General features: G+C 60.5%; 19 protein-coding genes. 13 read left to right on the forward strand and 6 right to left on the reverse strand.

Annotated features, from left to right (window positions below; genetic code table 11):
* The first annotated feature begins 59 nt into the window (after positions 1-59).
* The 11 genes from ACFWXH_RS07625 (at position 60) to ACFWXH_RS07675 (ending at position 15,022) form a co-directional block, all read left to right on the forward strand.
* Positions 60-1,430, forward strand: a complete 1,371-nt coding sequence (locus ACFWXH_RS07625; RefSeq protein WP_379118826.1) for a PepSY-associated TM helix domain-containing protein — start codon at positions 60-62, stop codon at positions 1,428-1,430.
* Between the two features lie 226 nt (positions 1,431-1,656).
* Positions 1,657-2,997, forward strand: coding sequence for an arginine/agmatine antiporter (gene adiC, locus ACFWXH_RS07630; RefSeq protein ID WP_379118828.1), 1,341 nt, complete (start codon positions 1,657-1,659; stop codon positions 2,995-2,997).
* A 2-nt stretch (positions 2,998-2,999) separates the two neighbouring features.
* Positions 3,000-3,305 carry a hypothetical protein gene (locus ACFWXH_RS07635; protein WP_379118830.1) on the forward strand — a complete coding sequence of 102 codons (306 nt, stop codon included), beginning with the start codon at positions 3,000-3,002 and terminating at the stop codon, positions 3,303-3,305.
* A 9-nt stretch (positions 3,306-3,314) separates the two neighbouring features.
* Complete coding sequence (locus ACFWXH_RS07640) at positions 3,315-4,640, forward strand: amino acid permease (protein WP_379118832.1); 1,326 nt, start codon at positions 3,315-3,317, stop codon at positions 4,638-4,640.
* Entirely contained in the window at positions 4,640-6,946 is a 2,307-nt protein-coding gene (locus ACFWXH_RS07645; protein WP_379118834.1) for an Orn/Lys/Arg decarboxylase N-terminal domain-containing protein, read from the forward strand. The genes ACFWXH_RS07640 and ACFWXH_RS07645 overlap by 1 nt, the downstream gene beginning before the upstream one ends.
* Before the next feature lie 194 nt (positions 6,947-7,140).
* Positions 7,141-7,449: a YtcA family lipoprotein gene (locus tag ACFWXH_RS07650; RefSeq protein ID WP_379118836.1), complete on the forward strand. Its 309-nt coding sequence runs from the start codon at positions 7,141-7,143 to the stop codon at positions 7,447-7,449.
* Entirely contained in the window at positions 7,446-8,519 is a 1,074-nt protein-coding gene (gene mdtN / locus ACFWXH_RS07655; RefSeq protein ID WP_379118838.1) for a multidrug transporter subunit MdtN, read from the forward strand. The genes ACFWXH_RS07650 and mdtN overlap by 4 nt, the downstream gene beginning before the upstream one ends.
* A complete protein-coding gene (locus ACFWXH_RS07660; RefSeq protein ID WP_379118840.1) occupies positions 8,497-10,539 on the forward strand; it encodes an FUSC family protein in 2,043 nt (680 codons plus the stop codon). The genes mdtN and ACFWXH_RS07660 overlap by 23 nt, the downstream gene beginning before the upstream one ends.
* The gene (locus tag ACFWXH_RS07665) at positions 10,536-12,125 is read left to right on the forward strand and encodes a TolC family protein (RefSeq protein ID WP_379118842.1); all 1,590 of its coding nucleotides are present in this window, start codon (positions 10,536-10,538) and stop codon (positions 12,123-12,125) included. Before ACFWXH_RS07660 ends, ACFWXH_RS07665 begins: the two co-directional genes overlap by 4 nt.
* 172 nt (positions 12,126-12,297) lie before the next feature.
* Positions 12,298-13,473: an alpha/beta hydrolase gene (locus ACFWXH_RS07670; protein ID WP_379119012.1), complete on the forward strand. Its 1,176-nt coding sequence runs from the start codon at positions 12,298-12,300 to the stop codon at positions 13,471-13,473.
* Positions 13,474-13,654: 181 nt separating this feature from the next.
* Positions 13,655-15,022: an FAD/NAD(P)-binding protein gene (locus ACFWXH_RS07675; protein ID WP_379118844.1), complete on the forward strand. Its 1,368-nt coding sequence runs from the start codon at positions 13,655-13,657 to the stop codon at positions 15,020-15,022.
* 70 nt (positions 15,023-15,092) lie between these two features.
* Here the strand turns inward: ACFWXH_RS07675 and ACFWXH_RS07680 are convergent, their stop codons facing one another.
* Complete coding sequence (locus tag ACFWXH_RS07680; RefSeq protein WP_379118846.1) at positions 15,093-16,016, reverse strand: LLM class flavin-dependent oxidoreductase; 924 nt, start codon at positions 16,014-16,016, stop codon at positions 15,093-15,095.
* 80 nt (positions 16,017-16,096) lie between these two features.
* The gene (locus tag ACFWXH_RS07685) at positions 16,097-16,252 is read right to left on the reverse strand and encodes a hypothetical protein (RefSeq protein ID WP_379118848.1); all 156 of its coding nucleotides are present in this window, start codon (positions 16,250-16,252) and stop codon (positions 16,097-16,099) included.
* Between the two features lie 273 nt (positions 16,253-16,525).
* Between ACFWXH_RS07685 and ACFWXH_RS07690 the strand changes: the two genes are divergently transcribed.
* Positions 16,526-17,710 (forward strand): aromatic amino acid transaminase, encoded by a 1,185-nt coding sequence (locus tag ACFWXH_RS07690; protein ID WP_379118850.1) that lies wholly within the window; start codon positions 16,526-16,528, stop codon positions 17,708-17,710.
* A gap of 145 nt (positions 17,711-17,855) precedes the next feature.
* On the forward strand, positions 17,856-18,680 hold the full coding sequence (gene mazG / locus ACFWXH_RS07695; protein ID WP_379118852.1) for a nucleoside triphosphate pyrophosphohydrolase: 825 nt from the start codon (positions 17,856-17,858) through the stop codon (positions 18,678-18,680).
* A 97-nt stretch (positions 18,681-18,777) separates the two neighbouring features.
* Here the strand turns inward: mazG and ACFWXH_RS07700 are convergent, their stop codons facing one another.
* The 4 genes from ACFWXH_RS07700 to ACFWXH_RS07715 all read right to left on the reverse strand — a co-directional run bounded on the left by ACFWXH_RS07700 (position 18,778) and on the right by ACFWXH_RS07715 (position 21,811).
* Complete coding sequence (locus tag ACFWXH_RS07700; protein WP_379118854.1) at positions 18,778-19,173, reverse strand: VOC family protein; 396 nt, start codon at positions 19,171-19,173, stop codon at positions 18,778-18,780.
* A gap of 1 nt (position 19,174) precedes the next feature.
* Complete coding sequence (gene hflX, locus ACFWXH_RS07705; RefSeq protein WP_379119014.1) at positions 19,175-20,473, reverse strand: GTPase HflX; 1,299 nt, start codon at positions 20,471-20,473, stop codon at positions 19,175-19,177.
* An 87-nt stretch (positions 20,474-20,560) separates the two neighbouring features.
* The gene (hfq, locus tag ACFWXH_RS07710; protein ID WP_018428055.1) at positions 20,561-20,806 is read right to left on the reverse strand and encodes an RNA chaperone Hfq; all 246 of its coding nucleotides are present in this window, start codon (positions 20,804-20,806) and stop codon (positions 20,561-20,563) included.
* A gap of 144 nt (positions 20,807-20,950) precedes the next feature.
* Complete coding sequence (locus ACFWXH_RS07715; protein WP_054309865.1) at positions 20,951-21,811, reverse strand: D-amino-acid transaminase; 861 nt, start codon at positions 21,809-21,811, stop codon at positions 20,951-20,953.
* Positions 21,812-21,817: the final 6 nt, after the last annotated feature.

The following is a 21,817-nucleotide window of genomic DNA, read 5'->3' on the forward strand; positions in this document are numbered from 1 at the left end:
TCTCCGTTCCAGCGCGGCGACTTCGCTCGCCGTGCAGCTTTTCACGTCAGGAGAAACCCATGTCCGAACTCACCCTCGGGCGGGAGCCCGCAGGCATCGTTGCGCGCTCCGCGTCCGACCTCTATCGCGCCGTCTGGCGCTGGCATTTTTATGCAGGGCTTCTTGTCCTGCCTTTCATGATCACGCTCGCAGTCACGGGCGCGCTCTACCTTTTCAAGGACGAGATCGACGCGATCATTCATTCCGACCTCAAGCGCGTCGAGGTCCAGCAAGGCACGGCAAAGGCGTTGCCTTCTGCAATGATCACCGCTGCCGTGGCTGCATATCCCGGAACAGCTGTCAAATTCACCGATCCGGCATCTTTCGACAGTTCCGCCGAAATCACAGTCGACGCTGCTGAGCAGGGCAAACTCGCGGTCTATGTCGATCCCTACACCGGCAAGGTGCTCGGTGCCCTGCCCGACCGAGGCACGGTGATGTGGACCATCCGCTACCTGCACAGCCTCAAATATTTCGGCTCGTTTACACGCATGCTCATCGAGATCGCCGGCGGCTGGTCGATCCTGCTGGTCGGTACCGGAATTTATCTCTGGTGGCCGCGTCGTCAGACGGGCGGCGTGGTCAGCGTAAGAGGCACGCCGAGCCGACGCGTATTCTGGAGGGACACTCATGCGGTGACCGGCATCTTCGTCGGCTTCTTCATCGTGTTCCTGGCGATCACAGGAATGCCGTGGTCTGGGGTGTGGGGCGCCAAGGTCAACGATTGGGTCAACGGCAACAATTACGGTTATCCCACGGGCGTCTGGACCGGAGTTCCGATGTCGGACGAACATGCCAATCACATCGCCCAGATGTCCTGGTCTCTGGAACAAGCCAAGGTGCCGCAATCATCCGCGCAGGATGGCCAGGCGAAACCGGTCGGGCTGGATGAAGCCGTAGTTACCTTTGAGAAGCTCGGCCTCCACAAGGGCTACGCAGTCAATCTTCCAGCCGATCCATCTGGCGTTTACACCGGTTCCGTCTTCCCTAACGATCTTGCGGACCAGCGAGTCATCCATCTCGACCAGTATTCCGGCAAGCCGTTGATCGATGTCAGCTACGCCGAGTACGGTCCATTTGCCAAAGCGATCGAATGGGGCATCAGCGTCCATATGGGCCAGCAGTTCGGTATCGCGAACCAGCTGATACTTCTCGCAGCCTGTATCGCGATCGTCATGCTTGCCCTATCGGCCGGCATCATGTGGTGGAAACGGCGACCCTCGGGTTCGTTCGGCGTTCCTCCCGTGCCCGCCGACAAACACGTATTTCGCGGCTTGTTGGCCATCCTGATCGCCGGCGGCCTCATCTTCCCGCTGGTCGGGGTTTCGCTGGCGCTCATGCTGGCTTTGGATTGGGCCTGCTCCAGGACACGTCGGGCTCGAGGTCTCTAGAAACTCACCTTTTAAGGCGCGGCGTGATTAGCCGCGCCTCATTGGCATTGACAGTATTCCGCAAGATACCGGTCTGGCTGGCGGTTGATAAAACAAGATCAACCCTGTTTATCTGTTGACGAATCCGATCTTAAAGAATTAGCGTCGGGGAAATTACCAATATCTGTTTATTTACTTTAATAAAAATGTCGCAACCCAGGCAGCACGATTTCGAGGGACAAAGCTTATGGCGACGGATACGGCACAATCAGAAACCGGCAAGGTAGGCGTCGTTGCGGCAACCATGATGGTTGCCGGTTGTATCATGGGTTCAGGCGTCTTCATGCTGCCGGCCAATCTCGCGGCAACCGGCGGCATCGCCATCTTCGGGTGGGCGGTCACCATCGCCGGCGCCATCGCGCTGGCCCTGGTCTATGCCAAGATGTCATCGATCGACGACAGCCCTGGAGGTTCCTACGCCTACGCTCGCCGCGCCTTCGGCCCGGCCCTCGGCTTCCAGACCAACCTGCTCTACTGGATCGTCGGCTGGATCGGCAACATCGCGATGGTCGTCGTCGGCGTCGGCTATCTCAGTTATTTTCTGCCTATCCTGAAGCAGCCTCTGGTCGCCACCGGCGTCAGCATCGCCATCCTGTGGCTGTTCGTTTTCCTCAACATCCTTGGTCCCAGCCTGGTAACACGGGTGCAGTCGATCACCACCGTTTTCGCACTGGTTCCGATCGTCGGTGTGGCCATCTTCGGCTGGTTCTGGTTCCGGAGCGAGACTTATCTCGCGGCCTGGAATGTCAGTGGTCTGTCCACCATCGGCGCCATCCAGAGCACGCTCAATGTGACATTGTGGTCCTTCATGGGCGTCGAGACCGCAGCCGCGGCTGCCGGGGTGGTCGCCAATCCAAAGCGTAACGTGCCGATCGCCACCGTCGGCGGCGTGCTGATCGCCGCTGTCTGCTACGTGCTTTCCAGCACCGCCATCATGGGCATTATCCCCAACGACGTGCTGCAGAAATCCGCCTCGCCTTACGGCGATGCCGTTCGGCTCGCCATTGGCGATCTCGGCGGCGGCATCGTCGCCCTATGCGCCGCGCTCGGCTGCCTGGGTTCGCTCGGCGGCTGGGTGCTCGTCACCGGCCAGACCGCAAAGGCAGCTGCCGAAGACAACCTCTTCCCGAAGATCTTCGGGAAGGTGAATGCGCATGGCGTACCTGTGGCCGGCCTGCTCGTCGTCGGCGTGCTGATGACCATCTTCCAGCTCACCACCATCTCACCGAGCGCCAGCCAGCAGTTCGGCGTGGTGTCATCGATCACGGTGCTGTTCGTGCTGGTGCCCTACATCTACACCTGCGCAGCACTCCTGCTGGTCGGCCATGGCCACCTCGGTTCGTCGAAGGCGCTTTACACCATCATGATGATCGTCGCCTTCGCCTACTCGCTCTGGGCCATCGTCGGTTCCGACGCCAAGGAAGTGATGTGGGCAATGGTCGTCTCGCTGGCCTGTATCGGTCTCTACGCGCTCAACTACAATCGCACCCATCCGGCGGCATTCCCATTGGACAAGAGCGAGGCCTGAACATGGCAGAGCACCATTCGGCCTGGCGCACCACCGGCATCCTCGTGCTGCTGGCCGTGCTGATCGTGTACGCCTTCGCGCGCTTCCCGGAAGTGCGGGCAGATTTCGAGCAGGTCGTCCGCTTTCATCGCGGGCACCTGCCGCCAAGCGAGCCGACCGATAACGCCTTGCTTCCGCAGCCAGGCAATAAACATCTGCGCGTGCTGCGACCGCAGCCGGACACAGGGCCAGCACCTGCACCGGCCCCCACTACACCCGGAGCCGAGGTGCCGACCGCACCGGCAACGACTGCTCCGGCCGCCAACTAGAGCCGTGTGATGGTAGCCGAGAAAAAGATGGGCCTGTTCATGGCCACCATGCTGGTGACCGTGAACATGGTCGGCACTGGCATCTTCCTTTTACCCGCGACGATGGCAACCATCGGCTCGATATCGATCTATGGCTGGATTGCCGGCACGATCGGCGCGGCCGCACTTGCCATCATGTTTGCTCAACTCGGCACCGTCGACCCGCAAGCCGGCGGACCTTATGCCTATGCGCGAGAGACATTCGGCCGCTACCCTGGCTTCCAGACCAACTACGTCTACTGGAGCGCCAATCTGGTCGGCAACGTCGCCGTCGCCACCACCGTCGTCGGCTACCTCACCCAGTTCTTCCCAGCGCTCAAGATTCCGCTGCTCGCAACGATCTGCGGCGTCGCGCTGATCTGGCTCTCGGTCGTCATCAACCTCGTCGGTCCGCGTTTCGTCGGCTTTATCACCAGTTGGTCGGCCGGCATCGCCACGGTCGTTCTGATCATCATTTCCATTGTCGGTTGGGCATGGTTCGATCCCACCATCTTCAGGGCAAGCTGGAATCCCGGCAATCTCTCGACGCTGAACGCTACCATGTCGAGCGCAGCCATCGCGCTATGGGCCTTCATGGGCATCGAAAGTGCTTCCGTGGCTGCTGCGGTCATCGAGAACCCTCGACGCAACGTTCCGCTTGCCACAATGCTCGGCCTGGCGCTTGCCACCTTCCTCTACATCAGCACCTGCGTCGTATTGATGGGTATGGTCCCGGTCGACCAGCTCAAGAACTCCGAAGCGCCGTTCTCGCTCGCCGCCAGTCATGTCGTCGGTACATTCGGCGCGCTGGCCATCGCGCTCTGCGCCATCCTGAAAGCTGGCGCATCGCTGATCGGCTGGACGCTGACCATCTCGCAATCGGCGCAAGCAGCAGCCGATGACGGCATGTTTCCACGCGAGTTCGGCCTGATATCAGGGTCCGGCGTGCCGATCTGGAATTTCATCATTTCCGGCATATTGATGTCGGCGATCATCGTCGCAACCGCTTCCGCTTCACTCAATCAGCAATTCGAAGAAGTGATCAACATGGCGGTGGTGCTGACCCTGCTGCCCTACCTTTATACATCAGTGACTTATCTGAAAGCCTTCGGCCTCGACGCGAACCGCAAGAAGGCGGCATTCGCTATCGGTGTTGCGGTGATTGCCACCGCCTATTGCCTGGGTGCGGTTGCAGGCTCCGATGCCGATACAGTGCGCAGCGCGATGATCTTCCTGTTCCTCAGCGTGCCCTTCTACGCGGCCATCCGCCGAAACGATTACGCCAAGTCCCCCACGACCCGACACGGAGGAGCGTGATGCTCGAACGCACGATCAAGCTGCAGAAGACAAAAGTCCTCATCGTTGACGACAAGCTGGCGCAGCCAACCAGCATCGGCGGGCGCGCCGTGCGCGCATTGGCGGACGAACTGACATCGCGCGACATAGAGGTCGTGGAGGCCGTCAACTATCATGACGGCAAATCGGTAATCGTCTCCGATGCTTCGCTCGATGCCATCCTGATCGACTGGACACGCGAGCGGAAGGAGGGCCTGTCCCGCGCCGACGGGCTCGATTTGCTGAAGACAATCCGCAACCGCAATGCCGACGTGCCGATCGTGCTGATGGCCGATCATGCCAGCCGCGACGACCTCACCGTCGAAGTGATGCAATATTCGGACGAATATGTCTGGCTCCTGTCCGATACCACGCCCTTCATCGCCAGCCGCATCGCGGCGGCGATCCAGCGTTATCAGCGCGATCTTCTGCCGCCGTTCAACAAGGCGTTGCTCGACTACATGAATGTCGCCGAATATTCCTGGGCCGCGCCCGGCCACCAGGGTGGCGTCGCCTTCACCAAACACCCGGCGGGCCGCATCTTCTTCGATTTCTTCGGTGAAAGCCTGTTCCGCACCGACACTGGCATCGAGCGCGGTGGTCTGGGTTCGCTGCTCGACCACACCGGCCCGATCGGCGAGGCAGAAGCCTATGCGTCGCGCGTTTTTGGCTCGCACCGCTCCTATTCTGTGCTCACCGGCACCTCCGGTGCCAACCGCACCATCTTCGGCGCCGTGGTCGGCGATGGCCAGTTCGCACTCTGCGATCGCAATTGCCACAAGTCGATCGAACAGGGTTTGATCCTGTCGGGTGGCATTCCGGCCTTCTTCGTGCCGACCCGCAATCGCTACGGCATCATTGGACCAATTCCGCCGGAACAGTTCGATCCGAAGGAGATCAAAGCCAAGCTCACCAAGCATCCATTGAAAGAACACGCGACGAAGAAAGAGCCGGTCTACGCCGTGGTCACCAACTCCACCTATGACGGGCTCTGCTACGATTCCTCCCAGGTCGAGGAGCTTCTCGCCAAGAGTGTCGATCGTATCCATCTCGATGAAGCCTGGTACGGCTACGCCCGTTTCAATCCGATGTACAAGGATCGGTTTGCCATGCGCGGGGATGCCAAGGCGCACAAGGCAGACGGCCCAACCGTCTTTGCGACGCAGTCGACGCACAAGCTGCTCGCTGCGCTGTCGCAATCCTCCTACATCCACGTCCGCAACGGCCGCAATCCGATCGAACATAGCCGCTTCAACGAAAGCTACATGGCGCAGACGACAACCTCGCCGCTCTACGCGATCATCGCGTCCAACGAGATCGGCGCAGCGATGATGGACGGACCGAGCGGCAAGGCGCTCACCGATGAGGTCATCGAGGAGGCCATCACCTTCCGCCAGACACTGGCCCGCGCGCACCGCGAATATGCGGACAAGAAGGAATGGTTTTTCTGGCCCTGGAATGCGCCCAAGGTGAAAGACGCCAAAACTGGCAAGAAAGTCGCCTTCGCCGACGCCGATCCAAAGCAGCTCGCCACCGATCCGGATTGCTGGGTCTTCCACCCAAGTGACAAATGGCACGGCTTCGACGGTCTTCCCGACAACTGGTGCATGCTTGACCCGATCAAGGTTGGCATCGTCTGCCCGGGCATGGGCGATGACGGCAACATGGAGGACAAGGGTATCCCGGCGGCGATCCTGTCGTCCTATCTCTATCGGTTCGGCATTATTCCTTCACGCACCACCGACTTTATGGTGCTGTGCCTGTTCTCAATCGGCATCACCAAGGGCAAGTGGGGCACGCTGATGGGCGTGCTGCTCGACTTCAAGCGCGACTATGACGCCAATCGCCCGCTCGAACATTGCCTGCCGGATCTGGTCGCCGCAGCACCGGAAAAATACAGCGGCATGGGGTTGAAGGACCTTTCCGACTTGATGTTCGAGCACATGAAGACCAACCGCATGGATCACTGGCAAGCCCAGGCCTTCGGCACGTTGCCCAAGCCGGCGATGCTGCCGCGCCGCGCCTCCAACAAGCTCATGGCCGGCGAAGCAGAGCTGCTGCCGGTCGAAAAGCTTGCGAACCGCGTCTCCGGCGTTGGCGTCATCCCCTACCCGCCGGGCATTCCGATCATCATGCCGGGCGAAAGTTTCGGGCCCGCCAATGGGCCATGGCTGTCCTACATCCGCTCACTGCAGCAATGGGGCAAGACTTTCCCTGGTTTCGAGAAGGAAGTTGAAGGCACCGAGGTGGTCGACGGCAATTACCACGCCTGGGCGCTGAAAGAATAAAGGCAAACAGGGCGCGTCGACCCCGCTCGGCTACATAGTCTGTCGAGATTGCCATCAGGGAAATGAGAAACGGGCGGCCTTGGCCGCCTAATATCCGGTGGATTCATTCACCGTCCGTGCCCCGAGACTTGGTTGGAACAGTTTCCTGCACTAACGGTAAGAAATCGATGCTTTTGGGGGAGCCGGCACTGCATATGCATGACAGAAGCGGGAAGCTTGGCAGGATTCCTCGAGCGCTGAAGCGTGGAATTCAGCTTGGCGGATTTCTCGTCCTGTCGGCATGTTCCCCCGCGGCTCCCGCCATTCCGATCTTCGGTTCCTATTTTCCGGCCTGGATCATCGCGGCTGTGATCGGCATCGTCGCCACCATCTTGATACGCCTCATCCTGGTTGCAGCGGGTATCGACGAGCATCTGCCTGCACCATTGCTTGTCTACATCTCCCTCACGCTGCTCTGCGGCATCGGTGCGTGGTTCGTGCTGTTCGGCGGGGTGCCGGGTTGAGTGCGCTCGACCATGTCCGCCGCGGTGTTGCGTGGATTCTTGCGCTCGTCATCATCGTCGGCGCGGCTGTGGCGGTCTATTTCGCCTGGTGGGAAGCCGACCGCAGCCCACGCACCGATGTCGCCGAGATCGATGCGCCGACGGTACCGGTCGCCGCGTCCATCCCCGGTAAGGTCATCTCTGTCAGCGTTGCCAACAATGCTTCGGTGAAGAAAGGCGACATCCTTTTCCAACTCGACCCTGAGCCGTATCGCCTGCGCCTCGAGCAGGCCAAGGCCGAGTTGCGGGCAGCAGAGTCAGAAGTGGCTCAAGGCGGCCGCAATCTTGCCACCGAGCGTGACAATGCCGGCATCGCCGACAAGCAGATCGAACGCGCGCGCATCAACGCCGAGATGACGAAGCAGACGTTGAAGCGGCTGGAACCGCTCCTGCCCAAGCGTTTCGTCACCGCGCAGGAAGTCGACATGGCACGCACCGCCGCCAACGACGCGCAAGTCAGCCTGCAGCAGGCCCTGCAGCAGGCGCAGGGTGCCAACAAGATCATCGGCACGCTGGAGACACGCAAGGCTCAGGCTGATGTGGCGCGCGCAACGGTCGACCTTGCCCAACGCGACCTTGACAACACCACCGTGCGTGCGCCTTTCGACGGCAAGATCGTCGGCATGGAACTGTCGGTCGGCAAGGTGGCGATACCGGCTGAAACGCTGTTCACGCTGATCAACACAGCCGAGTGGGAGACGGTCGCCTTCTTCCGCGAAACGGACCTCGGCGCCATCAGGATCGGCAACAGCGCCGATGTGTTCGTCATGGCGGATTCCACACGGCGCATCAAAGGGACGATCTCCGGTGTGGGCTGGGGCGTGCGCTCGGATGAATCCGCCACCATTCTCGGCATCCCGATCGTCTCCTCCTCGCTGAACTGGGTCCGTGTCGCAAAGCGATTTCCCGTCTATGTGAGGTTGGAGAACCCGCCGGAAGAGCTGATGCGCGTCGGTGCCTCCGCTGTGGTGATCGTCGGGCCGGTTCCGGCAAACGGTGGTGGCGCCGATGCTGTATCAGCCGCCGAGTAGGACCTCGACACTTTCGCTGCTGTGGGATGAGCTGCAGCCCTATCCGGGTCGGCTCGATCTCTCGCTCCGCATCGCCCTGGTCTGTGTGCTGGTGACGGTGACCGCGATGGCATTGCAAGTGCCGGAAGCCGCCCTCTCCTGCTACCTCGTCTTTTTCGCCTCGCGCGCCGACGCCGGCACCGGCATCATCACAGCCGCGGGCGTACTGATCGGTGCGACCTTCGGTATAGGGCTTGGCATTCTGTGCCTGATGGTGGTCGCCGACAGCCCGATGCTGCGGCTCGGTCTGGTCGCCTTCTTCACGTTCGCAGGCATGTATCTGGCACAGGCCTCGAAAGCCGGCCCGCCGCTCGGCACGGTGGCGATGGTGTTCGCTTTTGTGATGACGCTCTACGACATCGTGCCGATCGCTGAACTCCTGGTACGGGCGCTCGCCTGGATGTGGGTCGTCGTATTCTTCCCGATGATCTACCTCATCGCGCTGAATGTCGTAGCAGGTCGAAGCCCTGCCAGGCTGCTGCGCAACGAGGTTGCGGAACGGCTCGAAAGCGCCACCGAACTAATCGACGGTGGCGATCAGCGGGGGCAACGCCGCGCCGGCCAGTTGCTCGCGGCTGGCAATGGCGAAGTCGGCAAATACCGTGTCTTCTCGCGCATCCTATCGCTGATGAACCAAAAAGAGGCGATGCGCTCTGGCGAATTGGCCGAGGCAAGCTTTGCGTTGCTGACGCTTGCGCTCGCACGCTCTGTTGGCGGTGAAGGCTTCGGCCAGGGTTGTGCCGTCGCGGCAGTAGCGCTCAGGGAACAAGCTTCCGATATCCGCGCCCGACGCCTGCGTGCGACGACCGAAGCCAAGATTCCTAATGGCTTAGATCCTGATATTGCTCGGCTTATAGACCGGATTGCGCGAATTCAGTCCAAAGCGCACGAGCCCCGGCCCTTGCCTGCCGGAGAGCAGGAAGGTTTTTTCGCTTCCGACGCCTTCACCAACCCGGTCTACACGCAGTTCGCGCTAAAGACGCTGCTTGCGGTGATGATCACCTACATCACCTACACCGCACTCAACTGGTTCGAAATCCACACCGCCATGATCACCTGCTTCATGGTGGCGCTGGGTTCCACCGGCGAGACCATGCACAAGCTGACGCTGCGCATCATCGGTTGCCTGATCGGTGGCGCGATGGCATTTACCTCGACCGTCTGGCTGGTGCCTCACATGACCGATATCGGCCACCTGGCATTGCTGGTCGGTGCAGCGAGTTTCATCGCCGCCTGGGTCTCCGTGGGGTCGGAGCGCATCTCTTACATGGGCTGGCAGATCGCGCTCTGCTTCTTCCTGGTCGTCTTGCACGGGTTCGGCCCGAGCCTGGACACCGATGCAGCGCGTGACCGCATCATCGGCATCATCTTCGGCAACGTCGTCGTCTGGCTGGTATTCTCTACGATCTGGCCAGTTAGCGTCGGCGCCGGCGTGCGCAAGCACTTGGCGTCTGGCATATCGGCGCTCGCCGACTTGATGACCAGACAGGGCGAACGTGTGAGCGCCTACGCCGATCTCGCCGGTGGGCTGTCCAAGGCCATGCGACAGGCCGAAATGCTGCGCTTCGAGGCGAAACGCGTGCGGCGCGGTGAAATCCAGGCGGATACTGCGGAACAGATTGCCGACGAAATCGAGGCGATGGCGGTGCCGATCATTCTGCTGCGCGAGCATGGTGACGCCACGGATCCGCATCATCGCATGCCGAAACCGGTAAAAGCTGCAACGCAGGACTACGAGAATACAGTGGCCGAATGGCTGAGCGCTCGCACAACAGATCTGAGGGCCGGCCGTTGGAACGATGCAGCAGGCTCGGTACGAACAGCACTGCGTCGCATCCAAGCCAGGCTTTCGCGAGCCGAACGCAGCAATCAAGCTGGTTTTCCCCGAAAACTTCGCGCCGAACTCGCCACGCGGCTTGCGCTGTATGAAGAGATCGCGCAGGCCGTGGAACGGGCGGAAGCAAAGGGAAGGCCGGCATGAGCCTGCGATTGCGCGCGGCATGTTCGACTGACCGGCCCGCTGGCGGCAGGAGCCGCCGGCTCCGCACGCTGTGTTGTGCCCTGGTCGGCGCTGCCTTTCTGCTGACTGGCTGCACGGCGTCTGCCCTGCAGGATCTTGCGCCACCCGCCGCCGATAAGCCTTCCTCCAAGGCTCCTGGCAATGTGGCCACGGCGCCGAAAGCGGTCGATGGCAAGCCGGATTTCGGGCTGACCTCAAACCCCGCGATCCCGATCACACTCAACAAACCGACGATCGATCCCAAGCATGCCTATTCGCTGCCGGAACTGATCGATATGGCGCAGATGGCCAATCCGGTCACGCGTGCAGCCTGGCAGCGCGCACGACAGGCGGCTATTGCTGTCGGTGCGACGGAAGCAACCTACCTTCCCGTCATCACGGCGGATGTCGTTGCTGGCCTCGCACAGACCTCGGTGACCGCGCCCGGCCTGGATCTTCCCATTCCGATCCCCGCCGGCACGCTCACCACCACCGGCACGCAAGTCGTTCCCTCCCTGACAGTGAAGTGGCTGCTGTTCGATTTTGGCCAGCGCGAAGCGACGCGGGAGGGAGCCAACCATCTTTCTTATGCTGCCAATGTCACCTTCAATGGCACCCATCAGAAGCTCATCTTCGATGTGTCGAACGCGTTTTTCATTCTCACCGCCGCCCGCGTGCAGCTGAAGATTGCCCAAGGCACGCTGGCCAATTCCGGAGTGGTCCTGGAGGCTGCCGAAGCGCGGCTTGGACGCGGGCTTGCCACGACCATGGAAGTGGCAACCGCCAAACAGCAGGTGGCGCAGGCGCGCTTCAATCTTACTCAGTCCAAGGGGCACGAGCGTAGCTCCTATATGGGATTGCTGGAAGCCATCGGCATCACGCCGACGACCGAGATCAAGATCCAGGATATCTCCAGCCGCATCCTGCCCAAGGCGGTGCCAACCGACCTCGACAGGCTGATTGCCGGTTCCTTGCAGCGTCGTCCCGACGTTCAGGCGGCCTTCGCCAAACTGCAGGCCGACCGCAGCGGCATCGCCGCCGCACGTGCCGAATTCATGCCCAAGGTAGCGATCGCGGGTAACGTCAACCGAAACATCGGTGAACTCTCGACAGAAGATTCGCGTTTCGACCTGCGCACGAAGCTGCGGGTCAATCAGCCCAATGCCAATCTCGTCGTGGGCATCACCATGCCGATCTTCGACGGTGGCCTGCGGGATGCACGCCTGCAAGGGGCAATTGCGCAGGCCGCGGCATCCGAACAGGAGATGGCGCAGCTGCAGAATACGGCAGCGCGCGAGATCGTCGTTTCTTATGACACGTTGCGCACATCCCTTGCCGGTCATGCGGCAGCAAGCGAACTGACGAACGCGGCGCAGACCGCCTACAATGCCGCGCTCGACTACTACAAGCAGGGCTTGGGCACGATCACCGATGTTTCGATCGCACAGACAGCCTTGCTGCAAGCCAGATTCTCGAAGGCGACCGCCTATTCGGACTCTCTCGTTGCTGCCGCAACCCTTGCTTTCGCCACCGGCACGCTCACCAACCGCAACGGACCAGGGCGGTAGTGAACGCCAGCCGGAGCAACACCTGAATTTGGCGAATGGCAGCGGTGTTCGCCCGCGACATGGTTGGGAAGGCGAGAGCCTGTCGTGCAGTTGCTTCTAGTCGCCGACCATCTGAGCCGCTAAGGCTGGATCGAACAGGCTGGTTTCTGCGACAGGGAGAGGGACAATCGTGGTGCGGCTTTCAGGCGCTTCCGGATATTTGCGTGCCCTGATACTCGCCAGCCTGGCGGTTGTCGCCGGCTGCGCCGGACAGCAGCACGATCTGCTGCCTGCAAAGGAAGTCGCCGCTCCTGCTGCCTCGGTCGCTCGCGACCATCACATCTACATTGCCACGACACGCGCCAAGGCCAAGGATCCGCGCGAGGTGTTTTCCGGCCAGCGCTCGCGAAAGACCGCCTATGCGATGGTCGACGTCAGCGTTCCGGCAAATCACAAGCCTGGCCGTATCGAACGCCCCACTGGCGCAATTGCAGACCCCGGCAAATATTTCACGGTCGAGAAGATCTCCGGCTATCGTGATGGTGAAGCGTTTTCGAACACGCTCAGTACCGACATCAAGGCGCATGGCGGCAACGCTCTTGTCTTTATCCACGGCTACAACACGCATTTCGACGACGCCGTCTACCGCATCACCCAGATAGTTCAGGATTCCGGCTACAAGGGCGCGCCGGTGCTGTTCACCTGGGCTTCGGCTGGCAAGACCGTTGATTACGTCTACGATACCAACAGCGCCACGGTCGCTCGCGACGCCTTGGAAGAAACGCTGAGGCTCGTCGCCAAATCCGGCGCCAAGCGCATCGATATCGTTGCCCATTCGCTTGGCAACTGGGTGACCATGGAAGCACTACGTCAGCTTGCCATCACCAAGGACAAAGATCTCAGCGGGAAGCTTGGCGATGTGGTGCTCGCATCCCCGGACCTCGATATCGATGTCTTCAAAAGCCAGATGGAACGCTACGGCAAGCCGAAACATCCCTTCATCGTACTGATCTCCAGAAAGGATCAGGCCCTGGATATTTCGAGCTGGATCGCCGGTGATAAGCCCAGGCTCGGAGACTATCTCGATGCCAAGGACATCGTTAATTACGGCGCGATCGTCGTGGATCTTTCCAAGGTCGAGTCAGGTGATGAACTGGATCACACGACTTTTGCCGACAACCCGGACGTCATCAAATTGTTGGGAAAAGGTTTGAATGAAGAGGATGCCCGCGCGTTGGGGAAAAGCTCGGATGTGACAAGCAGGGTCAATCGTTTCGCCCGTGGCCTCAGTCAATCTATGACCTCAGCAGCCGACATTGTCATCACGACACCGCTTGAGGTCCTGACGCTAGGCGCCGGCGGGCGATGATCTTTCCGTGTGTTCACTCCCGGCACGCCCATACGCTTTCCAGGCCCTGCCGAGTAAATCTATTCCATTTACGGTCCATCGAGTCGAATTAGCTTGTCATACGCTTCCTGAATTTCAGGATTTCGTTTCGCGCAATCATCCTTAAGTTTACTATCCTTATGGACTTAAGGGAGGAGCGACGATGATCGAACGTTCGCGCAATTCCGTCATCATCATTGGTGGTGGCGCCAGTGGCGTTTTGCTGACTGCGCACCTGCTGCGCTCTGACGATCCGGGCCTGCGCGTCACGCTGGTCGAGCGCCGCGACAGCTTCGGCAAGGGCATGGCCTATTCCGCCGCCCTGCCCGATCACCTGCTGAACGTCGCAGCCACCAATATGAGCGCCTTTCCCGACGATCCGTCGCACTATTGGCGCTGGCTTCAGGAAAAGCAGCTTGTGTCCGCGGATGCGGGCCCCGTGTACACACCGCGCAGCACCTACGGGCGCTATCTGCAGGACATACTCGAAAGCATCGCCGAGCGTGAACGCGCGACAGGGCGCTTGCGACTTGTGCAGCAGGAATGCCTTGGTGTCACAACAACACCAGCCGGAGTGGAAGCGCGGCTTGCCGACGGCACGAGCCTTGTTGGCCATGTAGCCGTTCTAGCCACCGGTCACGATCAGGAGCCTGCGCCTGACCAGAATTTCGCGGTCCGCATAGGCTCTGACGATGATATGCCGTTGGACCCCGATGCGCCCGTGCTCATCCTCGGCACGGGCTTGAGCATGGTCGATGCCTGGCTGACGCTCGAACATCGAGGACACCGGGGCAAGATCACCGCCGTATCTCGGCGCGGGCTCCTGCCCTGGCCGCACCAGAAGGGCAATCCGATCAAATTGGACAGCGCTGATATCCCCCTTGGTACCGAGCTATCCTATTTCGTCGACTGGTTCCACAGACTGGTGCGCGAGACGGAAAAGGCTGGCGGCAACTGGCGCGATGTCGTCGATGGGCTGAGACCTTTCAACCAGCGCATCTGGCAGAACTGGCCTTCCACCGCGAAACGACGGTTCCTGGAGCACACCAAGGCGTGGTGGGACATCCATCGCCATCGCATGCCGCCGCAGATCCATGCCCGTGTGAACCAGGCCGTGCATACCGGCCGGCTGAAGCTGCTTGCCGCGCGTGTGCTCGGCACGGCATCCGACAATGGCGACAGGCTGGTGAAGCTCTTGCCTCGCCGTGCGCGAGAACCTGAGACCTTGAGAATTGGCCGCGTCTATGATTGCACGGGTATCGTCAAGGATGTTTCCACCGGCTCGGTCGCGGTGATCCGCTCCTTAACCGATCGAGGCCTTGCCCGACCCGATCCACTGCGCCTTGGCCTCGATGTAACGCTGGATTGTGCGGTGATCGACCGCAACGGCGCCGCTTCCGACCGTCTCTTTGCGGTCGGTCCCCTCACCCGTGGAACATTCTTCGAAATCGACGCCGTACCTGACATCCGCAATCAGACCGCCAAACTGGCGGGACGGCTGACGCAGCGAGCAGCACCAGGGTTCCGCTAGGCCGCTTCACAACAGTAAAGGCGGCGCGACCCTTGGCCTGCGCCGCCTCGCATCCAGTTGCTGCAGAGCTTCAGGAGTTTCGAACGGCTGCCATATCGAAGCGGCCAGCGGCGACGCCGGAATTTGCCGCCCATGCGGCTTCGCGCCGCGCCGACGAGTTCTGAACGAAGGACGCCACATGTTCGAAAGCGTCAAGATCCTCGGCTTTCCGAATTCCCCTGACCATAAACTCAGAAACACCGGCATCGACGAAGCCCAGCAATTGAAGCGCCGCCTGGGCCGGCTGTCGCGACAGATTTACCTCGCCTGAGGTTTCCCGGCCTGCTGCGTCAAAGACAACCGGCAGTGCGAAACGAACCTTGCCCTGCCGGCCATGCCGCGCTGCGGCGGAACGAACCCGGCTCGCCAACAAGCGGGCCTCGTCCGGCGACACGGCGGCAAGCTCGAATATGTCGGCATGTTTTCCCGCGACGTTCAGGGTCGTTCCGGAGAGTCCGCCCATGCGGATCGGCACGACAATGCCGCGCGCGCCCTTACGCGGCACGAAGCCGCCGACGATGCTGTAGAAGGGACCTTCGTGATCGATCGGTTTCTCATTCGCCCACAGTCGCTTCAGGAGCGTGATGTATTCGTCGACACGACGCCAGAAGGCGATATGGCTCGGCTGCTGATCCGTATCGATCAGTCCTCGCGCGGGAACACGCAGCGCAATCCTGCCGTTGTATTGAAGCTGCAAGGCCGCCAGCCGGCGGGCCGCGGTGACGGGATCGAGTTCGCCCGCGCCATGGGTCAGCACAATTTGCTGCGGTTCGCTCTGCCTCATGAAAGCAAGATCGACAGCGCCAAGCTCACCCTGCTCGTCAGAAAGCCAGGACTGAAAGCCGGCACGCCACGCCGAAGCGGTGGTAACCTGTTTTCCGGAGACATGCCCTTTGGACGACGCGTCCGGTTGATCGGCAGTTGCAGGGGGTACAAAAGTGAACACAACGCTCATCACAACTTCTCCCTTTGTTGTGGTGGATAGGCGGGCGGTTCAACTCCTTTGGAATGGCAGGCGATCACATCGCCCGTAGCTCAGGGCACAAGCCCGAAGATGAAAGCACTTGCGAAAAGGAAAGAAACCGCGAAAACCGCGTAAGGCAGCAATGCACCGGCATTGCCGACAGGCGGCACTGAAATGCCACGGTGGCGTAATTTTCGTGCACCGGCCTGGGTCAGGAAATTCGCCATAGCGTCCTCCATTTCCCATTAGTCTATAAACTCAGTAGATTTTGTCGATTGCTATTTTTTGAAAGAAATTGGCATGACATTCTCAGGAACTGGTGCATCGCGGAATATCGTTCTCAACGATAAGGGTTCAGAAAACCCAGCGCTCGGGCACTGTACTGCCGGAATAGCGATGCGGCCTTTGGTGCTTCGTGCAATAATTCTGGCGCAGCCACGCCGTTTTTCGTATCACTCCGCCGCGCCCAAAAGGCGGCGCGATGCCATGGAAAGCCTCAGATGTTCGAAGACCTGCAGCCAGCGCCGACAGACAAGATTCTTGCCCTGATCGGGCTTTATCGCGCCGATCCACGCACCGACAAAGTCGATCTCGGTGTGGGCGTCTACAAGGATCGCAACGGCAAGACGGCGGTCATGCGAGCGGTGCGGGAAGCTGAGACACGGCTTCTGCAGAGCCAGGACACCAAGACCTATCTCGGCCTTGCCGGCGATCTCGCCTTCAACGAAGTGATGACGAAGCTGGTTTTCGGCGACGCCGCCGATCTCACGCGTATCCGCGCGGCACAGGCGCCAGGCGGCTCCGGCGCGCTGCGGCTTGCCGCTGAGTTGCTGAAGCGCACCCGGCCGGATGCGACGATCTGGATTTCCAATCCGACCTGGCCGAACCACATCCCTATGATGCGGGGAGCCGGGCTCACCATCGCCGAATATCCTTACTTCGACGCGGCCAGCGGCTCGGTCCGCTTCGACGACATGCTGGCGACGCTAAAGACGGCCAAGCCGGGCGACGCTGTGTTGTTGCATGGTTGCTGTCACAACCCGACCGGTGCCAACCTCAGCCTCGAGCAATGGGCGCAGGTGGCGGATCTGTTGGTGGAACGCGGCCTGCTGCCTTTTGTCGACATTGCCTATCAGGGTTTCGGCGAAGGTCTGGAAGCCGATGCCGCCGGCCTGCGCCTTATCGCCGGCAAGGTACCTGAAATGCTGGTCGCCTCGAGCTGCTCCAAGAATTTCGCTGTCTATCGCGATCGCGTCGGCGCCGCGATGATCCTGGGGAAGAACGGCGCGGAAGCAGACATCGCACAGAGCCACATGCTGGCTGCGGCACGCACACTCTATTCCATGCCGCCGGATCATGGCGCTGCCGCGGTCCGCATCGTTCTGCAGGACAAGGAACTGCGCGCCGACTGGGAGGCCGAGCTCGAGGAAATGCGCCAGCGCATGTTGCGGCTGCGCGTTGCTTTCGCGGAAGCGCTGCGCAGGCAATCCAATTCGGACCGTTTCGACTTCGTCGCGGAGCACCGCGGCATGTTCTCTCGGCTTGGTCTGACGGAGACGCAGGTCGATCGGCTTCGAACCGAATACGGCGTCTACATGGTGGGCGACAGCCGCATCAATGTGGCCGGCCTGCCGGAAGACGGCCTGGACAAGCTCGCCAAGGCGATTGTTTCGGTACTCGACTAGCGCATCGACCCGAGAATCGGAATCGGTTTTCGGAAGGCAAGATAGACGCACAGGGCTCTGACCTGGTTCTGCGAGATTGTGGACAAAAGGCCAATGCCGCTCAGCGGCATTGGCCGTTCTGCCCGATGCGGATTAGGCTCTTGCCATGAAGCCCTCCAAGGACATTTCCCGCCTCATCGAGATCATGGCCGCCCTGCGTGCGCCCGTCACCGGATGCCCGTGGGATATCGAGCAGGATTTCTCGACCATCGCGCCCTACACGATCGAAGAAGCCTACGAGGTGGCCGACGCCATCGCGCGCAACGATATCGACAATCTGCGTGAGGAACTTGGGGACCTCTTGCTTCAGGTCGTCTACCACGCACAAATGGCTGACGAAAAAGGCGAGTTCGCCTTCGGAGACGTGGTCGAGGGCATCACTCGCAAGATGATCCGCCGCCATCCGCATGTCTTCGGCAGCGAGGAAGCCCGCAGTGCCGGAATGGCCAAGGGCATGTGGGAGAAGATCAAGGCCGAGGAAAAAGCGGAACGCCGCGCCGAAAGGCTGGCGCGCGGCCTAGATCCGGAGGATCGCGGCAAGGGGTTCCTGGATTCCGTGCCGGTCGCCCTGCCCGCGCTCACCAGGGCACTCAAACTGCAGGAGAAAGCCGCGCGCGTCGGCTTCGACTGGAGCGAGGCTGAACCCATCCTCGACAAAATCGAGGAAGAGATCGCGGAATTGCGCGAAGCCCTGGCCAAGGGCGACACCGCTGCGATCAAGGATGAGTTCGGCGACATGCTTTTTGCAGTCGTCAATCTCGGCCGCCATCTCAAGGTCGATTCGGAAGCGGCCCTCTCCGGCACCAACGACAAGTTCCGCAAACGCTTCCACTATGTCGAGCAGGCACTCGACACCTCGGGCGGCAGCCTAGAACAAGCCTCGCTGGACGAGATGGAGGCACTTTGGCAGCAAGCCAAGGGCGGTGGCTGAATCCTAGAGCGTTTCCGTTTTTCACGGAAACGCTCTAACTCTTTGTTTTTACCCAATTCTGGACGGAAAACCGTTACACACTTTTCCTGGAATTGCTCTAGCGGCTCCACTCGGCACGCTGAAGCACCACACGGTATCCATCCGGATCCTGGAAAGTGACACCAACCTTGTCCCAATACGGATTGAACGACGACACCGGATCGAAACCCGCAGCCTTCATGGAGCTGACGGCATTGGCCCACGTGGTCTGATCGGGAAGATAGAAGACGAGAAGATGATCTTCGGACGGCGCGCGACCAGCAACCTCGCCATGCGCCTTCGTAAACTCCAGATGGTAGGGCGCGTTCGGGTGCCCTAGTATGATCCCGTCGAAGCCATCATGATCGTCGAAACGCGTCAGGATCTGCAAACCCAAGCCGTCTCTGTAAAAGCGCAGCAAAGCTTCGAGATTGTCGGATGGCCTTGCCACCCGCATCTTTGGGAGATTGGACATCTCATCCGCTTTTGCGTTGCAGTCGACCTTCGATCTCTTCGCGTGCGCTTTCGGTTGCCATCAACGACAAGGAAACGCTGCCATCTTCGTTGTCGGTGCGCTTGATGACATCGCCGTTGTGGTAAAGCCAATCGACCATTCCGAGTTGTGCCGGCTGCAAGGTGATCTCGACCGACTGCAATTCTCCCGACACGCGCGTTTCGATCAGAGCCTTGAGCGCGTCGATGCCCTCGCCCGTCACAGCCGAAATGGCGATCGGAGGACGTTTTCCGTCTGCGCTTTCCGCCAGCAGGCGCTCTCGATTGCCTTCATCCAGCAGATCGACCTTGTTCCAGACCTCGACGACACGGTTGGCGTCGGCGGCATCGACGCCGAGATCACCCAGAATACGTTCGACATCCTCCGCTTGCGCAGCAGTATCCGGGTCTGAGATGTCGCGCAGATGGATGACCAGGTCGGCCTCCACCACCTCTTCGAGAGTCGCGCGGAAAGCGGCGACCAGATGCGTCGGCAGGTCGGAAATGAAACCGACCGTATCGGAAAGGATGATCGGGGTCCCGTGCGGCAGGCGTACCCGTCGCAATGTCGGGTCGAGCGTCGCAAACAGCATGTCTTCTGCCAGCACCCCGGCGCCGGTCAATTTGTTGAACAGCGTCGACTTCCCGGCATTGGTGTAGCCGACAATCGCAACTACCGGAAAAGGCACCTTTTTTCGCTTCGCACGATGCAGATCTCGGGTGCGTCGCACCGTCTCCAGTTCGCGCTTCAGACGGATGATCTTTTCCTGCAATGCACGCCGGTCGGCCTCGATCTGCGTTTCACCTGGACCACCAAGGAAGCCGGCGCCGCCGCGCTGGCGCTCAAGGTGCGTCCAGGAACGCACCAGGCGACCCTTCTGGTAGTTGAGATGCGCGAGCTCGACCTGCAGCGTGCCTTCCTTGGTGCGTGCGCGCTCACCGAAAATTTCGAGGATGAGGCCGGTCCGGTCCAGAACCTTGACGTTCAGTTCCTTCTCCAGATTGCGCTGCTGCACCGGCGTCAGCGGATGGTCGACGATGGCGAGTTCCGCGTGCTTGTCCTTGACCGCCTCTGCCAGTTCCGAAACCTTGCCCGAACCCAACAGTGTCGCCGGTCGGGGTTCGGCAACAATGGCGATCGATGTCTGGACGGGATCGAGATCGATGGCACGCGTCAGGCCGACGGCCTCTTCCAGCCGCGCCTCGGGCGAACGCGCCAGCCGCACGCGACCAGTGTCGTCCTCTTGCCTTGCGTGATTCGGTAGTACTGGCACGATGACCAGGGCACGGGTTGCCTCTCCGGAGCCCGCGCCCCCATCATGTGCCGATTGCTCGCGGCCCTTTCGGCTCGCGTCGTTCTGCTTGGTCAATTAGCCGCCTTGGCTTTCCTCACCATCGAACATCTGAACCGGCTGGCTCGGCATGATCGTGGAAATGGCATGCTTGTAAACGAGCTGCGAATGCCCGTCGCGCCGCAGCAACACGCAGAAATTGTCGAACGAGGTCACCACCCCGGTCAATTTCACGCCGTTGATGAGGAAGATTGTGAGTGGATTCTTGCTCTTGCGCACCGAGTTCAGGAACAGGTCCTGAAGATTTTGCGAACGCTCTGCCATTGTTCTTATCTTTCGCCGATCCCCTTCGGTATGCATGCCAGTGCGCCAAAATACTCGGCATATGTCAAGCTTGCAGACGTGCTTGTCGTGAACAACGACAAGTAGAACGAGATGTATTGATGTCCATTCCTGTTGTGCCGGTTATCAGGCCGGACTTTTTTCCGCAACGTCAAAAAACGCTTGTCTCAACGAAAGTGTTACTGATCCCGGGTGGCCATTGGCAACGGTTTGTCCGTCGATGGCCACTACCGGCATGGCGATCGTGGTTGCGGAACTAATAAACGCTTCGCGTGCAGCCTTGGCCTCTGCAACGGAAAAACTGCGTTCCTCTATCTTCAGATCAAGCTTGGCCGCGACGTCGAATATCGTGGTACGGGTAATGCCGCGCAGGATCCCATGTTCCGCCGGTCGCGTCACCAGAACACCGTCCTTGGTGACAATCCAGGCGTTCGACGATCCACCCTCCTTGACGTTGCCGTCCTCATCGACAAACCAGGCCTCCTGGGCTCCGGATTCCTTGGCCTTCTGCTTTGCCAACACGTTCGGCAGCAGGCCGACTGACTTGATGTCGACCCGATCCCAGCGATTTTCCGGCACCGTAATGATCTTGATGCCGTCTTCGGCGCGTTTGGCCGCAAGCGCTGGATTCACTTTCCTGGCGGTCACAACGAGCGACGACATCGTGTCTGCGGGAAACAGGAAGTCTCGGCTAGCCACGCCACGCGTTACCTGCACATAGACCAGTCCGTTGAATACCTGGTTGCGCCTGACAACCTCGCGCAAAACGATCTCAAGCGGTTTTCGGCCAATTGGCCAGTCGATACGAAGCTCCCGCAGGGACCGGTCGAGCCGATCAAGGTGGCGTTTCATGTCGACAATGAACCCACGCGCCACCTCGCAGACTTCGTAGACGCCGTCGGCAAACTGGTAGCCGCGATCCTCGACATGCACGGCGGCATCGCGATGTGCGACGTAGCGTCCGTTGACATAGGCAATGCGCGGCATGGTGAA

This window comes from Mesorhizobium sp. NPDC059054, from assembly GCF_042739215.1.
Taxonomy (GTDB): domain Bacteria; phylum Pseudomonadota; class Alphaproteobacteria; order Rhizobiales; family Rhizobiaceae; genus Mesorhizobium.